21 protein-coding genes and 2 pseudogenes are annotated in these 23,054 nt (G+C 63.7%); 11 read left to right on the plus strand and 12 right to left on the minus strand.

The features are described from left to right. Positions 1-44: 44 nt before the first annotated feature. From ACVDG8_RS30225 to ACVDG8_RS30275, 11 genes and pseudogenes are all read right to left on the minus strand, one after another. Positions 45-809 carry an amino acid ABC transporter ATP-binding protein gene (locus ACVDG8_RS30225; protein ID WP_447251720.1) on the minus strand — a complete coding sequence of 255 codons (765 nt, stop codon included), beginning with the start codon at positions 807-809 and terminating at the stop codon, positions 45-47. Positions 810-820: 11 nt separating this feature from the next. Then, positions 821-1,900, minus strand: a complete 1,080-nt coding sequence (locus tag ACVDG8_RS30230) for an amino acid ABC transporter permease (RefSeq protein ID WP_447251721.1) — start codon at positions 1,898-1,900, stop codon at positions 821-823. A gap of 3 nt (positions 1,901-1,903) precedes the next feature. Next, positions 1,904-3,067, minus strand: coding sequence for an ABC transporter permease subunit (locus ACVDG8_RS30235; protein ID WP_447251722.1), 1,164 nt, complete (start codon positions 3,065-3,067; stop codon positions 1,904-1,906). 76 nt (positions 3,068-3,143) lie between these two features. Next, positions 3,144-4,178 carry an amino acid ABC transporter substrate-binding protein gene (locus tag ACVDG8_RS30240; RefSeq protein ID WP_447251723.1) on the minus strand — a complete coding sequence of 345 codons (1,035 nt, stop codon included), beginning with the start codon at positions 4,176-4,178 and terminating at the stop codon, positions 3,144-3,146. Positions 4,179-4,267: 89 nt separating this feature from the next. Continuing rightward, positions 4,268-5,215, minus strand: coding sequence for a LysR substrate-binding domain-containing protein (locus ACVDG8_RS30245; RefSeq protein WP_447251724.1), 948 nt, complete (start codon positions 5,213-5,215; stop codon positions 4,268-4,270). Positions 5,216-5,300: 85 nt separating this feature from the next. Next, on the minus strand, positions 5,301-6,050 hold the full coding sequence (locus tag ACVDG8_RS30250; RefSeq protein ID WP_447251725.1) for an SDR family NAD(P)-dependent oxidoreductase: 750 nt from the start codon (positions 6,048-6,050) through the stop codon (positions 5,301-5,303). Between the two features lie 11 nt (positions 6,051-6,061). Continuing rightward, a complete protein-coding gene (locus ACVDG8_RS30255) occupies positions 6,062-6,772 on the minus strand; it encodes an SDR family oxidoreductase (RefSeq protein WP_447251726.1) in 711 nt (236 codons plus the stop codon). Positions 6,773-7,040: 268 nt separating this feature from the next. Then, entirely contained in the window at positions 7,041-7,829 is a 789-nt protein-coding gene (locus tag ACVDG8_RS30260; RefSeq protein WP_447251727.1) for a FadR/GntR family transcriptional regulator, read from the minus strand. A 49-nt stretch (positions 7,830-7,878) separates the two neighbouring features. Continuing rightward, positions 7,879-8,226, minus strand: a pseudogene (locus ACVDG8_RS30265) (RidA family protein). Between the two features lie 13 nt (positions 8,227-8,239). After that, the gene (locus ACVDG8_RS30270) at positions 8,240-9,046 is read right to left on the minus strand and encodes an SDR family NAD(P)-dependent oxidoreductase (protein WP_447251728.1); all 807 of its coding nucleotides are present in this window, start codon (positions 9,044-9,046) and stop codon (positions 8,240-8,242) included. A gap of 60 nt (positions 9,047-9,106) precedes the next feature. Further along, on the minus strand, positions 9,107-9,850 hold the full coding sequence (locus ACVDG8_RS30275) for a shikimate dehydrogenase family protein (RefSeq protein ID WP_455707351.1): 744 nt from the start codon (positions 9,848-9,850) through the stop codon (positions 9,107-9,109). A gap of 100 nt (positions 9,851-9,950) precedes the next feature. On the opposite strand from ACVDG8_RS30275, the gene ACVDG8_RS30280 reads away from it, so the two are divergent. The 11 genes and pseudogenes from ACVDG8_RS30280 to ACVDG8_RS30330 all read left to right on the plus strand — a co-directional run bounded on the left by ACVDG8_RS30280 (position 9,951) and on the right by ACVDG8_RS30330 (position 21,756). Next, positions 9,951-10,715: an HpcH/HpaI aldolase family protein gene (locus ACVDG8_RS30280; RefSeq protein WP_447251730.1), complete on the plus strand. Its 765-nt coding sequence runs from the start codon at positions 9,951-9,953 to the stop codon at positions 10,713-10,715. Positions 10,716-10,723: 8 nt separating this feature from the next. Then, entirely contained in the window at positions 10,724-11,941 is a 1,218-nt protein-coding gene (locus tag ACVDG8_RS30285; protein ID WP_447251731.1) for an NAD(P)/FAD-dependent oxidoreductase, read from the plus strand. A 324-nt stretch (positions 11,942-12,265) separates the two neighbouring features. After that, a complete protein-coding gene (locus tag ACVDG8_RS30290; RefSeq protein WP_447251732.1) occupies positions 12,266-13,255 on the plus strand; it encodes an ABC transporter substrate-binding protein in 990 nt (329 codons plus the stop codon). A 74-nt stretch (positions 13,256-13,329) separates the two neighbouring features. After that, entirely contained in the window at positions 13,330-14,196 is an 867-nt protein-coding gene (locus ACVDG8_RS30295) for an ABC transporter permease (protein ID WP_455707352.1), read from the plus strand. Positions 14,197-14,207: 11 nt separating this feature from the next. After that, positions 14,208-15,014 carry an ABC transporter ATP-binding protein gene (locus ACVDG8_RS30300; protein ID WP_447251734.1) on the plus strand — a complete coding sequence of 269 codons (807 nt, stop codon included), beginning with the start codon at positions 14,208-14,210 and terminating at the stop codon, positions 15,012-15,014. Between the two features lie 95 nt (positions 15,015-15,109). Then, a pseudogene (locus tag ACVDG8_RS30305) lies at positions 15,110-16,713 on the plus strand (GMC family oxidoreductase). Positions 16,714-16,857: 144 nt separating this feature from the next. Then, positions 16,858-18,132, plus strand: coding sequence for a flavin-containing monooxygenase (locus tag ACVDG8_RS30310; RefSeq protein WP_447251736.1), 1,275 nt, complete (start codon positions 16,858-16,860; stop codon positions 18,130-18,132). 45 nt (positions 18,133-18,177) lie between these two features. Next, a complete protein-coding gene (locus tag ACVDG8_RS30315; protein ID WP_447251737.1) occupies positions 18,178-18,594 on the plus strand; it encodes a RidA family protein in 417 nt (138 codons plus the stop codon). Positions 18,595-18,598: 4 nt separating this feature from the next. Further along, a complete protein-coding gene (locus ACVDG8_RS30320) occupies positions 18,599-19,270 on the plus strand; it encodes a DUF1028 domain-containing protein (protein ID WP_447251738.1) in 672 nt (223 codons plus the stop codon). A gap of 20 nt (positions 19,271-19,290) precedes the next feature. Continuing rightward, positions 19,291-20,781: an aldehyde dehydrogenase gene (locus ACVDG8_RS30325; RefSeq protein WP_447251739.1), complete on the plus strand. Its 1,491-nt coding sequence runs from the start codon at positions 19,291-19,293 to the stop codon at positions 20,779-20,781. Positions 20,782-20,826: 45 nt separating this feature from the next. After that, the gene (locus ACVDG8_RS30330; protein ID WP_447251740.1) at positions 20,827-21,756 is read left to right on the plus strand and encodes a LysR family transcriptional regulator; all 930 of its coding nucleotides are present in this window, start codon (positions 20,827-20,829) and stop codon (positions 21,754-21,756) included. Between the two features lie 6 nt (positions 21,757-21,762). On the opposite strand, the gene argE is transcribed toward ACVDG8_RS30330, so the two are convergent. Further along, positions 21,763-22,920, minus strand: coding sequence for an acetylornithine deacetylase (gene argE, locus ACVDG8_RS30335; RefSeq protein WP_447251741.1), 1,158 nt, complete (start codon positions 22,918-22,920; stop codon positions 21,763-21,765). Positions 22,921-23,054 lie beyond the last annotated feature (134 nt).

Raw genomic sequence — 23,054 nt, forward strand, 5'->3', positions numbered from 1 at the left:
CTGAGGTGAGGAATAGCCGCGTATAGACAGGTGCGCCGCCCGGCTCAATGACCCAGCACCTGCGACAGGAATTGCCGCGTGCGCTCATTGCGTGACGCGGTGAAGAATTCTTCCGGCGGCGCCTCCTCGACGATCTCGCCTGCATCCATGAAGACCACACGGTCCGCGACCTTGCGGGCAAAGCCCATCTCATGCGTGACGCAGATCATCGTCATGCCTTCGGAGGCAAGCGTCACCATGACGTCGAGGACTTCGGCAATCATCTCGGGGTCGAGCGCCGAGGTCGGCTCGTCGAACAACATGATCTGCGGCTGCATGCAAAGGGCGCGCGCAATCGCCACCCGTTGCTGCTGGCCGCCGGAGAGTTGGCCGGGAAATTTCATCGCCTGCTCCGGGATGCGGACCTTCTCCAGGTAGCGCCGCGCGGTCGCCTCGGCGTCGGCGCGCGGCACCTTGCGCACGATCATCGGGGCGATCGTCAAGTTCTCCAGCACCGTCATATGCGGGAACAGGTTGAAGTGCTGGAACACCATGCCGACTTCGCGCCTGATGCCGTCGATGTTGGTGACATCGTCGTTGAGCTCGGTGCCGAGCACGGTGATGCGGCCGCCATTGTGCTGCTCGAGCCGGTTGATGCAGCGGATCATGGTGGATTTGCCTGAGCCTGATGGACCGCAGACAACGATCCTCTCACCCCGCTCGACGGACAGGTTCACCTTCCGCAGCGCCTGGAATGTCCCATAGTGTTTGTCGACATTCTCGATGCGGACGGCAGCTCCGCCGGATGTGCTCGAATTGCCGGAGTTCACGATGCGCCTCCCTACCGCTCGCCGACCGCCATGCGACGCTCGAGGAAAGCGCCGTAGCGGGACAGGCTGAAGACGAAGATGAAATAGATAAAGGCGATGAAAGCGTAGACCTCGACATAGGCAAAGCGCCATTCGCCGGTGCCGTAGGCGGCATTGCCCGACGCCAGGATCTCGAAGAAGCCGACGATCACCACCAGCGAGGTTTCCTTGAAGGAGATGACGAACTGGTTGATCGTCGCCGGCAGCGCGTTTCGCATGGCCTGCGGCAGCACGATGCGGCCGATGCGCTGCCTATAGCTCATGCCGAGCGCCATGGCGGCCTCTTCCTGCCCCACTGGCACGCCCTGCATGCCGCCGCGCACGATCTCGGCCTGATAGGCGGAGAAGAACAAGGCCGATCCCAAGATCACCCGGTAGAGTTTATCGCCGGCCAGCCATTGCGGCAGCGCGAAGGGCAGGACGATGGCGAAGGTGAACAGGATCGAGATCAGCGGTAGGGAACGGACGCCATCGATGATGAGACCGGTGGTGCGTGATATCCACGGCAGCTCCGACCGGCGCATCAGCGCCAGGCAGATCGCCAAGGGGAAGCCGATCAGGCAGGTGGTGACGAAGATGAAAAGGGTCAGCGCCAGCCCGCCCCAGGCTTCCTCGCCGACATAGGGCAGGCCGAGCACGCCGCCTTTCATGAGCACGTAGAAGAGCACCGTCCCGGCTCCCCAGACGATCGCGATCCGGCGCCCGGTCCAGAACGCCGGGATGCAGCTCAGCACCGTCATCACCACGACGGTGAGGCAGGCCAGCGCCGAGCGCCACTGCTCCTCGAAGGGATAGAGACCGAACAGGATGATCCGCCATCTTGCCGCGATGACCGACCAGCAGGCGCCCGCCGCCGCCTGGCAGGCTTCAGGCCCGCCGCTTGTGGTGAACACAGCCGAGAACACAGCCCAGTTGAGCAGCTTCCAGGCTATGAAGACCATGATTGCGAGCGAGATCAACGACAGCAGCGCCTGAAGCGGCGTCGCAAAGAAGCGCCGCTTCAGGTCCTCCAGCTTTCCTGGGGCAGGGGGAGCGATAACGACCGGCTCCATCGCTCAGCCCCGCAATTGATTGCCCTTGAGGGCAATCGCTTTGTTGATGCGGTTGAAGATGGCGGCGAGGCTGAGGTTGATCGCGAGGAAGCCCGCCATCAGGATACCGATCGCTTCCAGCGTCTGGCCGGAGTGGTTGATGGCCAGCGCCACGATCATGAAGAAGTCGGTGAAGCCGACAGCGATGCCCATCGTGGTCGCCTTCATCAACCAGACATACTGGTTGGCGAGGATCGGCAGCATGGCGCGCAGCGCCAGCGGCAAACGCACCAGCGTGAACACGCGCCACGGGCTGAGCCCCAGCGAGAGCGCCGCTTCCATCTGGCCCTTGCCGACAGACTTGAAGCCACCACGCACGATCTCGGCGATGTAGGAGCCGCCATAGATGGCGATGGCGATAGCCAGAGCGGAAAACTCAGGCGGAATGCGCAAGCCACCCCTGAGGTTGAGGCCTTGCAGGGCAGGGAAATCGATGAAGGGTGCGTCAGGCAAATGGCCGACGATCAGGATGAGGACCGCACAGACGAGCGCCGCTGCCGCGCCGGCAAGCTGGATCGCTGACCGCTCGCCGACCGGTCGGCTGAGACGCGACGTCCGGCCCAGCCAGAGCGGCAGCGCAATTGCGGCGATCACGGCCAATATGGCGAGCGCCATTGCCACGACGCCGACATTCGGGACCGGCACGTAGAGGCCGCGGCTGGTGAGCAGAAGCCCCCAGGCTTCGTGCGCCGCGCGCGGCGTCGGCAGATGCGTGATCAGCGCGTACCAGAAGAAGACCTGCAGGATCAGCGGGATGTTGCGGAAGATGTCGACATAGGTGCGGCCGAGCAACTGCGCCAGTTCGTTGGACGACGTCCGCGCCAGGCCGACGATGGTTCCGACGATCGTCGCCAGGATCAGTCCGACGGTGCCTAGGAACAGCGTGTTGACGATGCCGATGAGGAAGAACCACCAATAGGGATCGTTGGCCGTGGCGGGCAGCAGCGAGAAGTTCACATCCCAGCCTGTCGACTTGTAGAGGAAGTCGAAGCCGGAGCTGATCCCTTGCTCGGCCAGGTTCCGCCGCGCGATGACGACCCCGGCCAGCACAAGCGCTGCGAGCGAGCCGACATAGAGAAGCTGCAACAGCGCGTTGCGGACCTTCTGATTTCTCAGCAGGCGGACCATCGAGATCTTTCCCGAATTGACGCCGGCCCCGCCCGGCAAGCCGGGCAGGGCACAAAGCGGACGCGTTGAGAGCGGATCAGTCGATCACCAGCGGGAACAGGACACCGCCATTGTTCCACAGGTTGGTGAGCTCGCGATCCATCTTGTAGGGCGAACCCTTGCCGAGATCGCGCTCGAAGATTTCGCCGTAATTGCCGACCTTCTTGATCACGTTGTAGGCCCAGTCGTCGGATAGCCCGAGACCCTTGCCCATGCCCGGCGTGACGCCGAGGAATTTCGCCACCTGCGGCGAGGTCGGCTTGGCCTTGATCTCATCGACATTCTTGGAAGTGATGCCTTCCTGCTCGGCGAAGATCAGCGTGCTCAAAGTCCAGTTGGCGATGTCGACCCAATTGTCGTCACCCTGCCGCATGATCATCACTTCGGGCTCGACCGCCAGCACGTCGGGCAGAATGACGTGGTCTTCGACCTTGCCCTTGGCGATGCGCGCGATGGCCAGCGTCGGTCCCCACTGCGCATAGAGATCGCAGCGTCCCGAGAAATAGGCCTGCTCGAGCTCCTCGGTCTTTTCGATCAGCACCGGCTCCAGCTTGATGCCGAGCTTGGCCGTATAGGCCGCGACCTGCTGTTCCTGCGAGGTGCCGGCGGGAATGCAGATCGTGCCGCCATTGGCATCCTTGAGCGACTTCAGATTGAGTTCCTTATGCGCCATCACCTTGGTCGTGCCGAGGTAATAGGACATGGAAAACTGCAGGCCGAGCTCGGTGTCGCGGCTGAGCGTGCCGCCCGAGGCCTTGATGATGATGTCGACATCGCCCGACTGCAGCGACGGCCAGCGCTGCGCCCAGCTGATCGGGACGATTTTCAGCTTCGCCGGGTCGCCGAACACGGCGGTCGCCACCGCCTTGCACAGGTCGATGTCCATGCCCTTCCAATTGCCCTTGTCGTCCACCTCGGCGAAGCCGAGATAGGAGCCGTCATGGCCGGTGCAATTGAGCATGCCGCGCGCCTTCACGGCTTCCAGCGTCTTGCCGCCGGCGGCTTGCGCCGGCACCGCCAGATGCACGAGGCCCAGGGCCATGGCGGCGGCCCCCCATTTGATCATTTTCATGTTGATAATCTCCACTGTTAAGGTTGTTCCGTTTCTTGTTATTGGAGCTCCGCAAGCTGTACTTCGGAGCCCGGTCTCGAAGCCGCTTCTCAGTCGGAAAGCGGTGTCGGTGTCGGCAAGGGGATCTTCAGATCGCTGCGCCAATCCTGCTGAGCCAGCCATCGATGCAGCGCGGCCACCGCCTTGACGCGCAGATGCCCGCGCGGGACCACGAGGTAGAAGCCGGGGATTTCCTCCGGCCGCATATCGGCAATGGCGTCGCGGCCGATCGGCGCCACCAGCGTGCCGGAGCGGAAATCTTCCTCGGCATCGATGACGGAGACCAGACCGACGCCAATGCCTTGCAAGGTCGCCCGGCGCATGGTCGCCGCGTCGTCGAAGCTGATGCTGCGATCGCCCTCCGTCAGCTCCACGCCAAGGTGGCGCAAGATATCCGGCCACAGCCGCTTCGACTTGACGGTGTCGAGCAGCGTGAACTTCGTCAGGTCGCGCGCCGACTTGATCTTCTCGCCGATCGCCGGCGTGCAGCAGATGATCTTTGGGTCCGGTACCAGCAGCGTGGTCTCGTAGTCCGGCCAGTTGCCGTAGCCCCATTGTACCGTCATATCGATGTCGTCGCGGCCGAAGTCGGGCAGGTCGACCATCGTCGTCAGGCGAAGGTCGGCGCCGGGCAGGATTTCGCGGAACAGCGAGAGCCTGGGCAGCAGATAGTGCGTGGCGAAGTACGGGCTGGCATTGAGGTTGATGCGGTCGCGGTAGGTCGATTTGGTGACGCGGCGAACGCCTTCGGAAAACTCGTTGAAGCCGGCCTTGATATAGTGCGACAAAAGGATTGCGGATTCCGTCAGCTCGATCGACCGGCCCTTGCGCTCGAACAGCGTCACCTGGAGCGTGTCTTCCAGGAGCTTGATCTGCTGGCCGACCGCCTGCGGCGTGACCAGCAATTCGTCGGCAGCCTGCCGAAAGCTCTTATGCTGCGCGACGGCGTGGAAGACGCGCAGCGCATTCAGCGAAGGAAGGCGAAGCTTGCCGGTCATCGTGAAGTCCGCCTCCTTTCGTTCGAGACTCCGTTGCTCACGCACTGCTGGACTTCCGTTACCTGCCAGCCACGGAAAATTACATTTAGGCGTAGATATAACCACCTGAAACGATTACGTTTTCACCGGTCATATAGGTGTTCCTCGGCCCGCCCGTCATCAGCACCCATTCGGCAATCTCGGTGGGTTCGGCGCCACGGCCGAGCGGGCTTGCCTTGGCCAGTTCCTCGAGGAAGCCGAGCGCCTTTGCCTTCTCAGTCGCCATGCCGGCCGGCGCCACCGAATTCACCAGGATCCCGTCTTTCGCCACGTGATGGGCGAAGGATCGCGTCAGGCTGACGACGGCGGCCTTGGTCGCCGCGTAATGGGCGTTCTGCGGATGCGCCTTGAAGGCGTCGACGGAGGTCAGGTTGACGATGCGGCCGCGCACATGGGTTTTCGGCTCCTGCGTCTGCATGTGGCGCACGGCCGCCACCATCATGTGATAGGTGCCCTTGATGTTGATGCCGTTGGATGCGTCCCAGTCGGCGTCGGTGATATCGAGCAGCGGACGGCGCGGATAGATCGCGGCGCAATTGATCAGTGTGTCGACGCGCCCAAGCTTGGCAACGATGGCTTCGAAGGCGGCGTGAGATTGCGGACCCACCTGGATGTCGCATGCCGCCGCCGCGGTCGGCAGGCCCTTGGCCTTCGCCGGCGCGAGTGCGGATTCGGCTGCTTCCTTGTTGATGTCGATGATGCCGATCTTCGCCGCCCCGGCCTCGACAGCCATCTCGGCCAGAAGCGCGCCGAGACCGGCGCCGCCGCCAACGATCAGAACGGAAAGATCCTTCATTCCCATTATCCTTACTTGGTGCCGCTTGGCGAGGTCGGCCAGGTCGGCATGATGTCGAAACGGGTAACGTCGGCCCATGCGGGGAGCGCAAGCACCGCGACGACCATCCTGGCCACGTCATCCGGCTGCACCACTTTCGAGGCGTACATGGCAGCGCGTGCGTCGGCGTCGAGGATGTCCTGGTAGAGCTGTGTCTCGACACGGCCGGCGACGATCTCGGTGACGCGTATGCCGGACGGGGAGAGGTCGGCGCGCAGCGCGCCGGCAAAGCCCGAGATCGCTGCCTTGGTGGCCGCGTAGACGGCGATGTTGGAGAAGGCCGCGTGGCCGGCGACGGAGCCGGTGAACAGGATGTGGCCGGACCGCCGCTCGCGCATTTGTGGCACGACGAGGCGTGTGAGCAGGATCGCGGCGCTGAGGTTGATCTCCAGCGTGGCGTCGATATCGGCAATCTTCATGTCGGCGAAATTACCGAGTGGCGGCATGATGCCGGCATTGTTGATCAGTACGTCGATGGTGAGATCGACCAGCACCGCTTCCAGCGCCTCGCGATCGGTGACGTCGACGGCGATCGGCACGATGCCTGGACGCTCGGCCTGCAATTCCTTCAGCGCGGCCTTGCTGCGGCCAACCGCATAGACGTCGTAGCCGACATCGCTCAATGCGATCGCCATGGCCCGCCCTATGCCGCTTGTCGCTCCTGTGATGAAGGCTGTCGTCACGTGGACTTCCCCATTTGCCTGGATTTCAGTGTGCGGCGCTGGCCGGTGCCGCGAAACCAAGAAAACCAGCAAAAAGGAAAGATAAACTTTCGAAAGCCTTTCCGGCGGTTGGAATATTCCAACGCCCCTGTGCGGTGGCTAGGAAATATAGTTCAAGGAAAACAATTCCTTGGGATCGTGGAACTAGTCTTCCGGCGGCTAATCAAGAAAAAACATGGCTTTCGCAAAAGGGCGGTCGGTCGCGCATCGGTACCGAAGCCGGCGAAGCCTATCTTGCCACTGGCGAGGGTTTTCGCAGGTCCGTGAAAAGCGAGGCCGCGGCGGCTTTTTGCTCCGCTTCGGTTGCCTCGACGCCTGAGGCCTTCGCCAGGGCTCGCACGCGTCCCAGGCTGTTTTGCAAATGCTTGCGCATAGCCTGGCGAGCGGCGCGGCCGTCCTGCCTTTCGATGGCATCGATAATCGCTTTGTGCTCGCTATGGATGCGTGCGTAATAACTGTCCTTCAGCGCCGGCTCGACCACATAGCCCAGCTGGAAGCGCGGCACGATCATCGGCCCGAGATAGCTCAGGAAGCCGTGGATGAATTCATTGCGCGCCGCCTTGGCGATCGCGAGATGAAAATCATAATCGTAATGGATCTGGACAGCGGCGGGATCCGCGTGGCGGGCGTCGATCTCATCCATCATGGATCGGATTTCGCCGACTTCCTTGTCGGTTCGGCGCTCGGCGCACAGCCCTGCGGATTCCACTTCGACGCTCAGCCTCAGTTCGAGCAAGGCGATGGTTTCCGGCAAGGTCCTCAGTGCCTCGTCCGGTATCGAGAATTTTCGCGGCGTCGGCGTTTCGCTGACGAACATGCCGCGCCCTTGCTGCGGCACCACCATGCCTTCGGAGCGCAGCCGCGCCACGGCTTCGCGCACGACGGTGCGGCTGACGTCATATTCGGCGCAAAGCTCCGCTTCCGTCGGCAGCTGCGCGCCAGGCAGCAGCGATCCGGACCGGATCTTTTCAGACAGATTCTCCGCCACCACGGTGGAAAGCGGCTTGCGCTTCGTCATCGGTCTTCCCTCGCCAGATTCGGGATGATGCCCGAACCGGAAGGCCCATTCAAACCGCCGCCGTCACGATCAGCTCGACCAGCATGCCGGCCTTGGCCATCCGTCCTTCGCCCGAAGAGCGCGCCGGCGCGTGTTCCTTCGGCATCCAGGCGTCCCAGACGGTGTTGACCTCGTCGAAGTCCCTGATGTCGTCAAGCTACATCTGGACGTGCAGGATGCGGGTCTTGTCGGTGCCGGCCTTGGCCAGCAGGGCGTCGATCTTGCCGAGCACCTCGCGCATCTGGTCGGCGGCGGACTGGCCCGGTTTCGCGACCTGGCCGGTGAGGTAGAGCGTGCCGTTGTGGATGACGCCGTGGTGGATGCGGGTGTCGAAGTCGAAACGCTGGATGTCGCTCACTGGGTTTCCTTTGTCAGATCGCCGGTTTTGGTCGGATCGGATTGCCTTGCAGGTACTGCGCGTAAGGCGCCTGGACGAGCCAGCCGGCGTCGACCGGCAAGGTGACGCCGGTGATCGACGCCGCGCGATCCGAGCAGAGGAACAGTGCCGCCTCGGCCACGTCGCGCGGCTCGACGAAACGACGCAGCGCCGTGGTCGCCTGGATGGCTTCAGGGTTACGCTCGCCCTTGGCGATCCTGGCTTTCAGCCCATCGGACAGCGTGTAGCCGGGTGCCACCGCATTGACGCGCACGCCATGCGGGCCGAGTTCGGCAGCCAGCATCTGGGTCAGCGCCAGCACCGCATGCTTTCCCGGCGTATAGGCAGGCAGCGACAGCGGCGCGAAGGAGGCGAGCGAGCCGACATTGAGGATGGCGCCGCGCCCCGCCGCCGACATCAGCCGGCCGAACACCTGACAACCGAGCAGCGTGCCGCGATAGTTCACCCGCCACATCGTCTCGTCTTCTTCCAGATCCTGGTCGAGGACATGCTTGCCGCTTTGCAGGATGCCGGCGCAGTTGACGACGATGTGCGGCGTGCCGAACGCATCCGTCACAGCTTGCGCCAGCGCCTCCACGGAGGCGGGATCGGCGACGTCCGTCTGGACGAACAGCGTGCGCGGCGAGCCTTCGCTCGCGCAGGCGGCAGCCGTTTGCCGGCCTCGTTCGGCGTCCCTGCCGGCGACCACCATTTGGTAGCCGTCCTCGGCGAAGCGCAGCGCGATCGCGCGGCCGATGCCGGATGTGCCGCCGATGACGACAGCGGTCGACGCATCAGCCATGGCTGCGGTCCTTGCGCTCGATATCGAAGAAAGCTGACATCGCCTCGACCTGGAAATCCATCATCGGGCGTCCGGGCTGGATACGGCAGCCGATCTCCTTGCAGCCTTGAGCAGCGCCGTCTCAGCCGGCTCCATGATGATGTCGACCACCATCATCTCCGGCTTCAGCTTGCTCACATCCATCGGCAGGGGATCGCTGGCCTTCAGTCCGGCAGGTGTCGCGTTGATCGCCATGTCCATGCCGGACGGATCGGGCTCGCCAACCTCGATGCGGCAGTTTGGAAATGCCTTGCTCACCAGCGCGGCAAGCTTCGCGGCGCGATCGTGATCGATGTCGGCGAGACGGATTTCCGTCGCACCTTCCTCGGCCAGGCAATAGGTCAGCGACGATCCGGCGCCGCCCGCGCCGACCTGCAGGATACGCCGACCGGCAATCCGGTGGCCGCCTGCCTTCAGCCCATCGATGAAGCCGACGCCGTCGAAATTGTCGGCGTACCAGGTGCCGTCCGCTTGCCGGCGCACCGAGTTGGCGCTCTGCACGCGCGCGGCGCGATCGTGGGCAGCCGCGCATTTGTGGTAGACCGGGACCTTGTAAGGCACCGAGATGATGACGCCGCGGATGTTTTCCGCCGCCGTGATGCCGGCCCAGAAGGTGTCGAAATCCTCCGGGCGGCAACTCAGCGGCACCATCAGGCTGTCGAGCCCTTTCTGCTCGAAAATCTCGTTGAACATGCCGGGGCTTTTCGCATGTCCCACCGGGTGGGCCAGCATCACGAAGACCTCCGCCTTGCCGGTTCCGCGCATCGGTTCATTCCTTCCGTTTGATAGCGTCTTGCAGCTCGATCCAGCTGTATGATATAGGACATCATACAAATTTCAATGCACCTTGGAGAGCGATTGCAAAATGCTGGAGCGGGTCAATTCGCTGAAGGCGGCCGTTGGGGCTGGCCGGCCTCATATCGGCATCTGGTGCTCGCTGGCTTCCGCACTCACCACCGAGGTCGTCGCCGGCGCCGGAGCGGACTGGCTCTTGATCGACGGCGAGCATAGCCCAAACGATCTGCGCAGCATCATGGCGCAGCTTCAGGTCGCGGCGGCGTTTCCTTGCGAAGCGGTTGTTCGCCTGCCTTCGGACGATGCCAATATGATCAAGCAGGCACTGGACATCGGCGCCCGCAGCCTGATGGTTCCCAATGTGCGGACCGCGGACCAGGCTCGTGCCATCGTCGCCGCGATGAGCTACGCGCCGGGCGGCTTCCGCGGCTTCTCCGTCGCGCACCGCGCCAACGCCTTCGGCCGTATCGCCGGCTATCACGCGAAGGCGCGCGAGCAGCAATTGCTGGCGGTGCAGATCGAGGACGAGGCGGGCGTGGCCAATGCCGCCGCGATCGCGGCGGTGGACGGCGTCGATGTTCTCTTCGTCGGTCCGGGCGACCTCTCGACAAACATGGGCGCGATCGGTAATCCGAATGCGTCGCATGTCCAGGAAGCGATCGCCTCGGTGCGCAAGGCCGCTGCCGCGGCGGGCAAGGCCAGCGGCATATTGGCGTCGGTGAAGGCCGATGCCGACCGCTATCTCGCCGACGGCTTCACCATGGTCGCCGTCGGTTCCGACCTCGGTTTGCTGGCCCGGGGCTCGGACGCCCTGGTCGCCTCATTCAAGCAGTAGGAAAATTCATGGCTATCCCTCGCTACAAAGCGCCCTCACGCTCGGCATACGACATCGTCATCGTCGGCGGCGCGGTCGTCGGTTCCTCGACCGCCTACTGGCTGAGCCAGGCGCTGGGCAACCGGGCCTCGATCCTCGTGGTCGAGCGCGATTCGACCTACGAGTTTTCCTCGACCGCGCTGTCCACCAGCGCCATCCGCCAGCAATATTCCAATCCGATCAATGTGAAGATCAGCCAGTTCGGCATCGAGATCATTCGCGGCTTCCAGGAACGGATGGCGCCTTTCTACACGGACGAGCCGGCTCCCGATCTGGGCTTCAAGGAACATGGCTATCTCTATTGCTGCTCGCCCGAGGGCGTCGACGCGGCACGTGAGCGCGTCGAACTGCAGCGCGACCTCGGCGCCCACACCGTCTTCCTCGAACCGGGGCCGTTGAAGGAGCGCTTCCCCTGGCTCAATGTCGACGATCTCGGCGGCGGCTCCTGGGGCGCGCGCGAAGAGGGCTGGTTCGATTCCATGGGCCTGCTGAACGGGTTCCGCCGCGCCGCCCGCGCCAGCGGCGTCGAATATATCGACAATGCGGTGACCGGTCTCGACCTTGTCGATGGGCTGGTCACTTCCGCGCGTCTCGCGACCGGCGAAACGGTTGGCTGCGGAACCCTGGTCAATGCCGCCGGTCCGCGCGCGCAGCAGGTCGCGGCCATGGCCGGGCTCTCCATTCCCGTCGCGCCCTACAAGCGCTACAGCTTCGTCTTCGCCAGCGCCAACCCGATCGCTGGACGGATGCCCAATGTCATCGACCTTTCAGGCACCTTCGTGCGGCCGGAAGGCGAACTCTTCCTCACCGGCAACACGCCGCAGGGCGACGGTCCAGCCGACTATGACGACTTCGAAATGCATTTCGAGGAGTTCGACGACCATATCTGGCCTGCGCTCTGGCACCGTATCCCGGCCTTCGACGCGCTGAAGGTCCAGACCAGCTGGACCGGTCACTACGAGTACAACATGCTCGACCACAACGGCATTGTCGGCTTCCACCCCGAGGTGAAGAACTTCATGTTCGCCAACGGCTTCTCCGGGCACGGCCTGCAGCAGTCGCCGGCGCTCGGCCGTGCGGTTTCGGAACTGATCGTCCACGGTGCTTTCCAGACGCTCGACCTTTCGCCATTCTGCTACGAGCGCGTCCCGCGCAACGAGCCGTTCCTGGAAGAAGCGGTGATCTGAGAGGTTGTCCAGCCCGGTAGCGGCGCCTCTGTCGCTGTCCCCTGTTGCGTCTCGTCACAAATGTCAGCGGCAGCCAATGCGCTCGCGCAAGCGGCCACGCGTTGCCATTCGCGCCAGCGCGACGGCCCTGGCCCGATTAGGTCCAGCCTAAGCAGAATTATCGAAAAACATTATTTTTGCAGCGCACACAGCGTGCTTTGCTCCATGGGCCGGCTGAAAGAGAACAGAAAAGAGCCTCGGTCGGCGGCCTTCGGCGATGAGCCCGAAGCGGGTCTGTTACGGCGCGGGATAACGCCTGACCTCAGAAAATGACAGGGGAACGTGATGACGACACTATTCTCAAAATTTCGCCGGGCCGCGCTTGCGGCCGGGATTGCCTTGAGCGCCCTCTCGGTGAGCCTCCACGCCGAAGCCGGCAGCATGAAACTCGGCATGACGACCTGGGTCGGCTACGGGCCGCTCTTCCTGGCGCGCGACATGGGCTACTTCAAGGAAGGAGGCCTCGATGTCTCGCTCGAGATCATCGAGGAAGCATCGATGTATATGGCGGCGGGCGCCGCCGGCGAGCTCGACGGCAGCGCCTCGACCGTCGACGAGATCATGAAATACCGCTCGAAGGACGATTGCTTCAAATCGGTCTATGCGCTCGACGACAGCCATGGCGGCGACGGCATCCTGGCGCCCAGCGAGGTCAAGGACGTCGCCGGTCTCAAAGGCATGGAAGTCGGGCTGAACGAAGGCTCGGTGTCGCAGTTCTGGTTCAACATCCTGCTCAAGCAGGCCGGTCTTACCCAGAACGACGTGAAGATCACCAACATGACGGCGGACGATGCCGCGGCCGCCTTCATGGCCGATCGCATTCCGGTTGCCGTGACCTGGGAGCCGCATCTGACGCTGGCCAAGAAAGCCAACAAGGGACAGGTGCTGATCGACTCCTCGAAGACGCCTGGCTTGATCGTCGATGTGGTGGCGCTGAACTGCGATTACATCGCCAAGAACCCGAAAGATGTCGAAGCCTTGGTGAAGGGTCTGTACAAGGCCAATGAGCTCATCAAGGAAGATCCTGCGAAGGCTTATGAGGTGATGGCCAAGGGCGTCGGCGGCTGGCTCAAGGATCCCAAGGATTTCGCCTCCTCCGCCGCTGGCGTGAACTTCTACGGCAAGGCGCGCAACGCCGAATTCTTTGCTGGCGGCGAGACCGGCGAAGCCGGCAAGCTGATCAAGCTCGGTGGCGATGTCTGGGGCGGCTTCGGCAAGCTCAAGATGGACATCAAGTACGACGACCTGGTCGATTCGTCCTTCCTCGCAAAGTAATCCGGGCAAAATGACCTGGCTGGACCGGAGGGCGTGTCCCGCGCCTCCGGCCCAAGCGAGCAAAGGATTCTCCTGTGACATTGGCACCGAATGCAACGTCTCCGATCGGCCATATCGTGACCACAAGCGCTGAGAAAGGTCAGGCCGGCCGATCCATCCTGAAAGTCATCGCCACGCCTTTCCGGGCGGTGCCGCGCCCTCTGGCCATAACGCTCAGCATCCTGGTCTGGGTTGCGGTGATCGGCGGCTGGTTCGCGCTGACCTATTCCGGAGCGGTCAAGGAGATGTTCCTGCCGCGCCCCGAATCCGTGTTGGCCACCACCATCAACATGGCGCTCGATGGGTCCTTGTGGGAACACGTTTTCGCCAGCGTCCAGGTGGTGCTGATCGGCTTCGTCCTTTCAAGCATCGTGGCGGTGCCGCTCGGGCTGACGATGGGCACCTACCGCATCGTCCAGGCGGCGCTCGACCCGCTCGTCAATTTCATCCGCTATCTGCCGGTGACGTCCTTCGTGCCGCTGTTCATCCTGTGGATCGGCATCGGCATCGAGCAGCGCGTCGCCGTCATCATCTTCGGCATCTTCTTCCAGCAGATGGTGATGATCGCCGACAGCGCCCGCGGCGTCCAGCGCGACCTCGTCAATGCCGCCTATACGCTCGGCACGAAGCGAAGCCACACGGTCTTCCACATCGTGTTTCCAGCGACGTTGCCCAATGTGCTCGATGTGCTGCGCGTCACCATGGGCTGGGCCTGGACCTATCTCGTCGTCGCCGAGCTTGTCGCCGCGCGCAGCGGACTTGGCTACATCTCGCTCAAGGCGATGCGCGGCTTCCAGGTCGACGTCATCTTCATGGCCATCGCCATGATCGGCATCCTTGGTCTTTGCACCGACCAATTGTTCCGGGGCATCCGCCGCCTCGTCGCTCCCTGGGCCAATTGAGGAACGCGCATATGGACGGCCTTAATCTCGCGACCAAGCCGAAGAGCTCCGACATCGGCATCGACAATGTCGTCCTGCGCTACGGCAATGGCGACAACGCCGTGCTGGCGCTGGACGGCATCTCGTTCCATGTGACGCCGAACGAGTTCTGCGTCATCGTCGGTCCATCCGGCTGTGGCAAGTCGAGCCTGCTGTACCTGGTCGCTGGTCTCGAGGAACGCACCGGCGGCATGATCGCCGTCGGCGGCAAACCGGTCACCGAGCCGGGCCCGGACCGCGGCATGGTGTTCCAGGCCTATACGCTTTTTCCCTGGCTCACCGTGGCGCAGAATGTCGAATACGGCCCGAAGCGCAAGGGCATGCCCGCGGCCGAGCGCAAGGCGATCGTCGAGCATTTCCTGCATGAGATCGGCCTTGCGAAATTCGCCAACCATTACCCGTCGCAGCTTTCGGGCGGCATGAAGCAGCGCGTGGCGATCGCACGCGCTTTGGCCAACGATCCCGAAGTGCTGTTGATGGACGAGCCGTTCGGGGCGCTCGACAGCCAGACCCGCCACTCGATGCAGCGGCTGCTGCTCAGGGTCTGGGACCACTCCAAGAAGACGGTGCTGTTCGTCACCCATGACATCGACGAAGCGATCCTGTTGGCGGATCGGGTGCTGGTCATGTCAGGCCGGCCAGGCCAGATCAAAAAGGAAATCCGCGTCGGTTTTTCACGCCCGCGCAGCATGGATCTGGTGATGGAGCCGAGCTTCATCACTATGAAGCGGGAAATCCTCGAGCTGCTCAAGAACGACGAAGATGAGGACGACCACTAGGAGCATGATCCCGAAAAGTGGGAACCGGTTTTCGGAAAAGATCATGCTCCAACAAAGAGCGTGGTCTCCCGAGTGCATCACGAAACAGGCATAGCATGAGCATTGCAGGCGCGGAGTTCGACTATATCGTCATAGGCGCGGGCTCGGCCGGTTGCGTGCTGGCCAACAGGCTGAGCGCCAACCCCGCAACCCGTGTCTGCCTGATCGAGGCCGGCGGCAGCGACGACCGCACAAGGGTGCGCGTGCCGGCCGGCATCCTCTCGCTCTACGGCAATCCGAAATTCGACTACGGCTACAAGGGCGTGCCGCAGCCGCTGCTCAACAACCGCCGCATACCGGTCAACCGCGGCAAGCTGCTCGGCGGGTCGAGTTCGATCAACTCGATGGTCTATATCCGTGGCGCCGCGCAGGATTACGATGAATGGGCGACGCTCGGTTGTGCCGGTTGGTCCTATGCCAACGTGCTGCCGGTCTTCAAGAAGCTGGAGCACAACCTGCTGTCGCAGGATCCTGCCTATCACGGCTTCGAGGGCGAACTGCTGGTCGACGATCCGCGCGATCCGAATGTCGTGTCCAGGCTTTGGGTGGAGGCGGGCCGGGGGATAGGCCTGCCCGAGAACCGCGACTTCAATGCCGATGGCCAGCTCGGCCTCGGCATCTACAACGTCACGCAGGACAAGGGCGAGCGTTTCTCGGCTTACACCGCCTTCGTCCGCCCCATTCTCGGCCGCCCGAATCTACAGGTTCTCTCGGGCGTCGAGATGCTCGACCTGGCGATCGAAAGCGGACGCGTCGCCGGCGTCAATGTGATCAGGGATGGGGCGACCCAGCGGCTGGCATGCCGGGCCGAGGTGATCCTCAGCGCCGGCGCGATCGGATCGCCACGCATCCTGCTTGCGTCCGGCATCGGCCCGGCCGGCGAATTGAAAGCGGGGGCATAGAGCCGGTCGCGAACGTGCCCGGCGTCGGCAAGAATTTGCGCGACCATGTCGACGGCATGATCACGGTGCGGTCGAACAGCAGCAGGACGCTCGGCCTGTCCTTGGCCAATCTGCCGGCAATGCTGACCGCACCCTTTCAGTATTTCACCCGGCGCAAGGGCATGCTGACGACCAATTATGTCGAGGCCGGCGGCTTCGCGAAGACGAAGTATGCTGGCGACATTCCGGATATCCAGTTCCACTTTGTTCCGGGTTATCGCAGTCATCGCGGACGCCTTGTCGAATATGGCCACGGCTATGCCGTGCACACCTGCGTACTACGCCCGAAGAGCATCGGTGAGATCACGCTCGAGCGGGATGGCACCCGTCGCAAAATGCTGATCGACCACCGCTTCTTCAGTGACGGGCAGGATGCCCTGACTCTGGTCGAGGGTATCAAGGTGGCGCGCTCGATCCTGGCTTCGCCGGTCTTTGCCGGCATTCGTGGGGCGGAAATCCTGCCTGGGGCCGATGTACGTACTGACGATGAAATCCTTGCCTATCTGCGTGCCGAGGCGCTGACCGTCTATCATCCCGTCGGCACGGCCAAGATGGGCACTGACGCGATGGCGGTGGTCGATCCGACCAGCCTGAAGGTGCGCGGCTTCGCCAATCTGCGCGTGGCCGACGCCTCGATCATGCCGACGCTGATCGGCGGCAACACCAACGCGCCATCGATGATGATCGGCGAGAAGGCGGCGACCGCGATCCTGTCATAGGCCCGCGCTCCGCAATGCCCGCCGGCATTTAGGGACAGGCTAACCACTGCCACATGAAATCGTAATTTTCGCTCCCTGACCCCTAAAGTACATCAACGATCTGGGCTCCGTCACAGCCGTAAAATTCGGGGAAAGGACGCAGAAATGTCGGTGGAAAAAATAGACACGCTTGTCGTCGGCGGCGGCCAGGCGGGGGTGGCTATGAGCGAGCATCTGAGCAAATGCGGCGTGCCGCATCTCGTTCTCGAGCGCGGCCGAATTGCCGAGCGCTGGCGTTCGCAGCGGTGGGATTCGCTCGTTGCCAATGGCCCGGCCTGGCACGACCGGTTCCCGGGCATGGAATTTCCGATGACGGGTCCCGATGGCTTTCCTTCCAAGGAGGAGGTTGCCGACTATTTCGTCGCCTATGCGAAGCAGATCAATGCGCCGATCCGTTGCGGCGTCGAGGTCAAGCTGGCGCAAAGAAATGTCGGGCGACCCGGGTTCCGCGTCGAGACGTCGGATGGCGTGATCGAGGCCAACAGCATCGTTGCGGCGACCGGGCCGTTCCAGGTTCCGGTCATCCCCGCGCTTGTTCCCGGCGATGCGGATATCCTGCAGATCCATTCCAGCGCCTACCGCAACCCCGCACAGTTGCCTAAGGGCGCGGTGCTGGTGGTTGGGGCGGGATCCTCAGGCGTGCAGATCGCCGACGAGCTTCAGCGCTCGGGGCGGCGTGTCTACCTCTCGGTCGGCCCGCATGACCGTCCGCCGCGCGCCTATCGCGGGCGCGATTTCTGCTGGTGGCTGGGCGTTCTCGGCAAATGGGACCTCGAAACGCCCGGACCCGGCACCGAACATGTCACGATCGCGGTGAGCGGCGCGCGTGGCGGCGAGACGATCGATTTCCGCCGGTTGGCGGCGCGGGGGCTGATCCTGGTCGGCATGACGAAAACATATCAGGACGGCGTGCTGACCTTCGCGCCCGATCTGGCGAAGAACATCGCTCGCGGCGACGCCAGCCTGATGTCGCTGCTGGACGAGGCCGATGCCTATGTCGCGCGCAACGGTCTCGACCTTCCGGAGGAGCCGGCTCTGCGCCGGATCGAGCCGGACCCGGAATGCGTGGCCAATCCGATCCGCGAGCTCGACCTGGCCGATGCAGGGATTGCGACGATCATCTGGGCGACGGGCTTTGCCGTCGATTACAGCTGGCTGAAGGTCGATGCCTTTGACGAGAAGGGCCGGCCAAGGCATCAGCGCGGCGTCTCGAGCGAGCCCGGGATCTATTTTCTCGGCCTGCCCTGGCAGTCACGAAGAGGCTCCAGTTTCATCTGGGGCGTCTGGCATGATGCCAAGCATGTCGCCGACCGGATTTCGACGCAGCGCAAATATCTGGCCTATCACGCCGCAGCGCAGCGCGAGGCCGTGGATGCCTGACCAGAGCTGACGACCGCGGCGAGCCCGACCTGATGGAGACCCTAGATGAAGCATACAAGAATCCGCACCTTCAACACGAAGGACACTTATCCCGAGCAGAAGCTCGACAATGATCTGTGCCAAGCGGTCGTCACGCGCGGCGGCCGTACGGTCTATCTGCGCGGCCAGTGCCCACAGGACCTCGACACCGCCAAGAACATCGACAGCCACGATCCGGTCGAGCAGACCCACAAGGTGATGCAGAACATCAGGCAACTCATCGAGGAGTGCGGCGGCACGATGGAGCATCTGGTCAAGGTGGTGGTCTACATCACCGATGTGCGTCATCGCGAAGCCGTTTATCGGGCGATGGGCGAATACATCAAAGGCGTGCACCCGGTTTCGACCGGCCTTGTCGTGTCGGCCCTGGCGCGGCCGGACTGGCTGGTCGAGATCGACGGCACTGCCGTGATCCCGGATTAAGCTCATGACCTTTTCCATTGTCGCGCGGTGCCGGCGCACCGGCATGTTCGGGGTCGCGGTGTCCTCATCGTCTCCGGCTGTAGCGGCGCGTTGCGCCTACGCGCAAGCCGGCGTAGGCGCCGTTGCCAGCCAGAACGTCACCGACCCGACGCTCGGGCCGCGTGCACTTGGGCTAATGGCAGGCGGTGCTTCCGCCGCCGAGGCGGTGGCGATCCTGAAGCGCACGGCGTTCGCGGAGTACCGGCAGGTCCTGGCGGTCGATGCGGCTGGCGGCAGCGCCATTCATTCGGGACCGAAAGCGCTCGGCATCTGGGCCGAGGCGCGTGGCGCAGACGTCGCCTGTGGCGGCAATCTGCTGGCGAATGATGCAATCCCGCAGGCCATGGTCGACGCGTTCCTTGCCTCCGAAGGCCATCTTGGCGATCGGCTGATCGCGACGATGCGCGCCGCGCTTAAGGCCGGCGGCGAGGCGGGGCCTGTTCGCTCCGCCGGGATGAAGCTGGTCCGCGATGTGTCATGGCCAGTCGCCGACCTGCGCTGCGACTGGACCGAGGCGTGCCCGGTCGAGCAACTGGCAACGCTGTGGGATATCTACAAGCCTCAGCTCGACGCCTATGTCACCCGCGCCCTCAACCCGTCCGATGCGCCGAGCTATGGCGTTCCCGGTGACGAGTAATCCGACGATCTGGAGCGAGCATGAGCGAACTCAGCCATAAGGAATGGGTCGGCAAGGCGTCGGCGATCCGTTTTCGCGACAAGGCCTTCATCGACGGCAAGGCGGTGCCGGCGCGCTCCGGCCGGACGTTCGCCAGCGTCAACCCGGCCACGGGCGCCACGCTTGCCGAGGTCGCCTCGTGCGGCGAAGAGGATATCGATCTTGCCGTCGCCGCCGCACGACGCAGTTTCGAGGCCGGCGTCTGGTCGCGAACGAGCCCCCAACATCGCAAGCAAGTGCTGCTGCGGCTGGCGGAATTGCTGCGCGAGAACCTGCAGGAACTGGCGCTGCTGGAATCGCTGGACATGGGCAAGCTGGTCAAGGACGCCGCCACCATCGACGTGCCTGGATCAGCAGCGATCTTCCAATGGTATGGCGAAGCGATCGACAAGATCTATGACGAGGTGGCGCCGACCAGCCAGGGCGACCTTGCTCTGGTGCGGCGCGAGCCGCTTGGCGTCGTTGGCGCGGTGGTGCCATGGAACTTCCCGCTCGACATGGCGACCAGGAAATGCGCGCCCGCGCTGGCGGCGGGCAATTCGGTTGTGCTCAAACCCGCCGAGCAATCGCCTTTCTCGGCGCTCAGGCTGGCCGAGCTCGCCATGGAGGCGGGCCTGCCCGCCGGCGTGCTCAATGTCGTGCCCGGCCTCGGTGAGACGGCCGGCCAGGCGCTCGGCCGCCACATGGACGTCGATTGCCTGGCCTTCACCGGCTCGACGGCCGTCGGCAAGATGTTCCTGCAGTATTCCGGCCAGTCAAACATGAAGCAGGTCTGGCTGGAGACCGGCGGCAAGAGCCCCAATCTGGTGTTCGCCGATTGCGCCGATCTGGATGCCGCCGTCGACATGGCCGCCTTCGGCATCTTCTTCAACCAGGGACAGGTCTGCTCGGCCAATTCCCGGCTGCTGGTGGAGCGCCGGGTCAAGGATGCGCTGGTCGAGAAGCTGGCGGAGCGCGCGGCCGCGGCCCAGCCGGGCGATCCGCTCGACCCGGCATCCAGGATGGGTGCGATGGTCGATGCGCGGCACGCCGCGACCGTCATGCGTTTCATCGATGGCGGCAAGAAGTCGGCACGACTGGTCACCGGCGGCTGCCGGACCGCCGTCGATGGCCGTGGCAGCTTCGTGCAGCCGACGATCTTCGACAATGTCTCGCCCGACGATCCGCTGGCCCGCGATGAGATCTTCGGTCCGGTGCTGTCGGTCATCGCCTTCGACACCGAGGACGAGGCGCTTCGGATCGCCAATGACAGCATCTACGGCCTGGCGGCATCGCTGTGGACCGACAGCCTGTCGCGGGCGCATCGCATCGCCGAGCGGCTTCGGGTCGGCACGGTGTCGGTGAACACGGTCGATGCGTTGAGCCCGATGACACCCTTCGGCGGTTTCAAGCAATCCGGCTTCGGACGCGACCTGTCGCTGCACGCGCTCGACAAATACACCGCGCTGAAGGCCACCTGGATCAAGTACTGAGGGCCGCGACTTGATCACCGGCCGCAAACCGGCAACATAGCGACCATGCCGCTCCGCTTCACCCTCAGACAACTCGAATATTTCGTCGCCGTCGGCGAAGCGGGTTCGATCGCCAAGGCGGCCGAGCAGGTGAATGTCTCGCCGCCGTCGATCTCGGCGTCGATCGCCCAACTCGAAGCGGAGTTCGGCGTCCAGCTCTTCGTGCGCAAGCACTCGCACGCGCTGGCGCTGACCGCCGGCGGCCGCCTGTTCTTGAAAGAAGCCGCGCGCCTGCTCACCGACGCCGATGCGCTGCACGACATCGCCGGCGATATTGCCGAGAAGGTGCGCGGACCACTGGCGATCGGCTGCCTGCTCACATTCGCGCAGATCGTGCTGCCGGCGCTGCGCCGGAAATTCGAGGACGCCTATCCGGATGTGCGCCTTAGGCAATTCGAGCGCAACCAGGGACAGTTGTTCGAGATGCTGCAGCGTGGCGAAATCGACGCCGCGCTGACTTACGACCTCGAACTGTCGCAGGACATGATGTTCGAGCCGCTGATCCAGCTGCCGGCCTATGTGATGCTGCCGTCCGCGCATCGCCTGGCAGCGAAAGCCGGCATCACGCCCGAGGAACTGGTCGACGAACCGATGGTGCTGCTCGACCTGCCTTACAGCAGGGAATATTTCCTCTCGGCCTTCCAGGGCCTGCGACCCAAGATCGCCGAACGCACCGGCGACATCGCCGTCATGCGCTCGATGGTCGGCAATGGCTTCGGCTATGGCATCGCCAATATGCGGCCGCTCAACACCATGTCGCCGGACGGCAAATTGCTGGTCTTCGTCCCCTTGCTGGGCGACCTCAGGCCGCTGACCATGGGCATCGCCTTGCCCAATGCCGAGCACCGCACGCTGACGGTGCAGGCCTTCATCGAGCACTGCCGCCGCTTCGTCCTGGAGCAGGGCGTCTTCGGCACCGAGCGCATCGTCAAATAACGAAGGTCACGGCCAGCCGTCGGCGAGCCGCGACAGCAGCCTTTCCAGCATCTCGTCGCAACGCCGCAGCTGCTCGACGCTGACGAATTCGTCAGGCTTGTGCCCCTGCGCCATCGAGCCTGGACCGCAGACGACGGCCGGCGTGCCGAGATCACGGCTGAACAATCCGCCTTCGGTGCCGAAAGCGACTTTCATGGTGTTGTTGGCGCCGGTCAGCGATTTGACGAAGGCCACGGCTTGCGAAGCGGCGGGAGTGTCGAGGCCGGGGTAGGTGTTGGTGATCTCGATGTCGATCGCGGCTTCGGCGGCGATCGAGGCGGCATCGCGGGCAATGCGCTCGGCGGCGTCGCGCAGCCTGTCGAGAATGGCGGCCGCATTGTCGGCGGCAACGTTGCGGATCTCGAAATCGACGTGGCAGAGATTGGGCACGATGTTGAGCGCCACGCCGGCGTTGATCTTGCCGACATGCACGGTCGTGTAGGGAATGTCGTAGTCGCCGTCGCGGGGCCCGTCGCGGGTGAGCCGATCCTGTTCGTCGCGCAAGGCCCGCACGAAATCACAACCGAGATGGATGGCATTGAGCGCCAAGGGGGCGAGGGCCGAATGGCCTTCGCGTCCCTTGCAGAGCGCGCGCGCCGCCAGCTTGCCCTTGTGGCCTGTCGCCACCTGCATATTCGTCGGTTCGCCGACGATGCACAAAAGCGGGCGTTGGGGTGCTGCGCCGAGCATTTCGATCAGGTCGCGCACGCCCAGGCAGCCGACCTCCTCATCGTAGGAGAGCGCCAGGTGCAAGGGTGTTTGAAGCGTCATCTTCGAAGCTTTGAGACAGGCGGCAATCGCTGCGGCGACGAAGCCCTTCATGTCCGCCGCGCCGCGCCCATAGAGCTTGCCGTCGCGCTCGGTCATCGCGAATGGCGGCAGCGTCCAGTTCTGGCCATCGACCGGAACGACGTCGGTATGGCCGGACAGCATGATGCCGGGCTTGCCGGCTGGGCCTATGGTGGCAAAGAGATTGGCCTTGTGGCCATCGGCGCTGGGGATGATCCGGCAGGCAATGTCGTTCGCTGCCAGCAGCTCCGCCGCATAGCCGATGAGATCGAGATTGGAGTCGCGGCTCACCGTCGGGAAGGCGATCAGCCGTTCGAGGATGGTGATGCTGTCCATGTCTTTTCCCATTGCCGCAGCCGGTTGTGTAGCATCGTGGCGCCGTGGCGTAGAAGTCGCTTTTGGCTCAGCTCCGCTTCATCGCAGGCTAATCCGCCGGATGCGCGATTAGGCGCGCCCTAATCGGCGCAGAA

This window comes from Mesorhizobium sp. ORM8.1 (assembly GCF_053005525.2).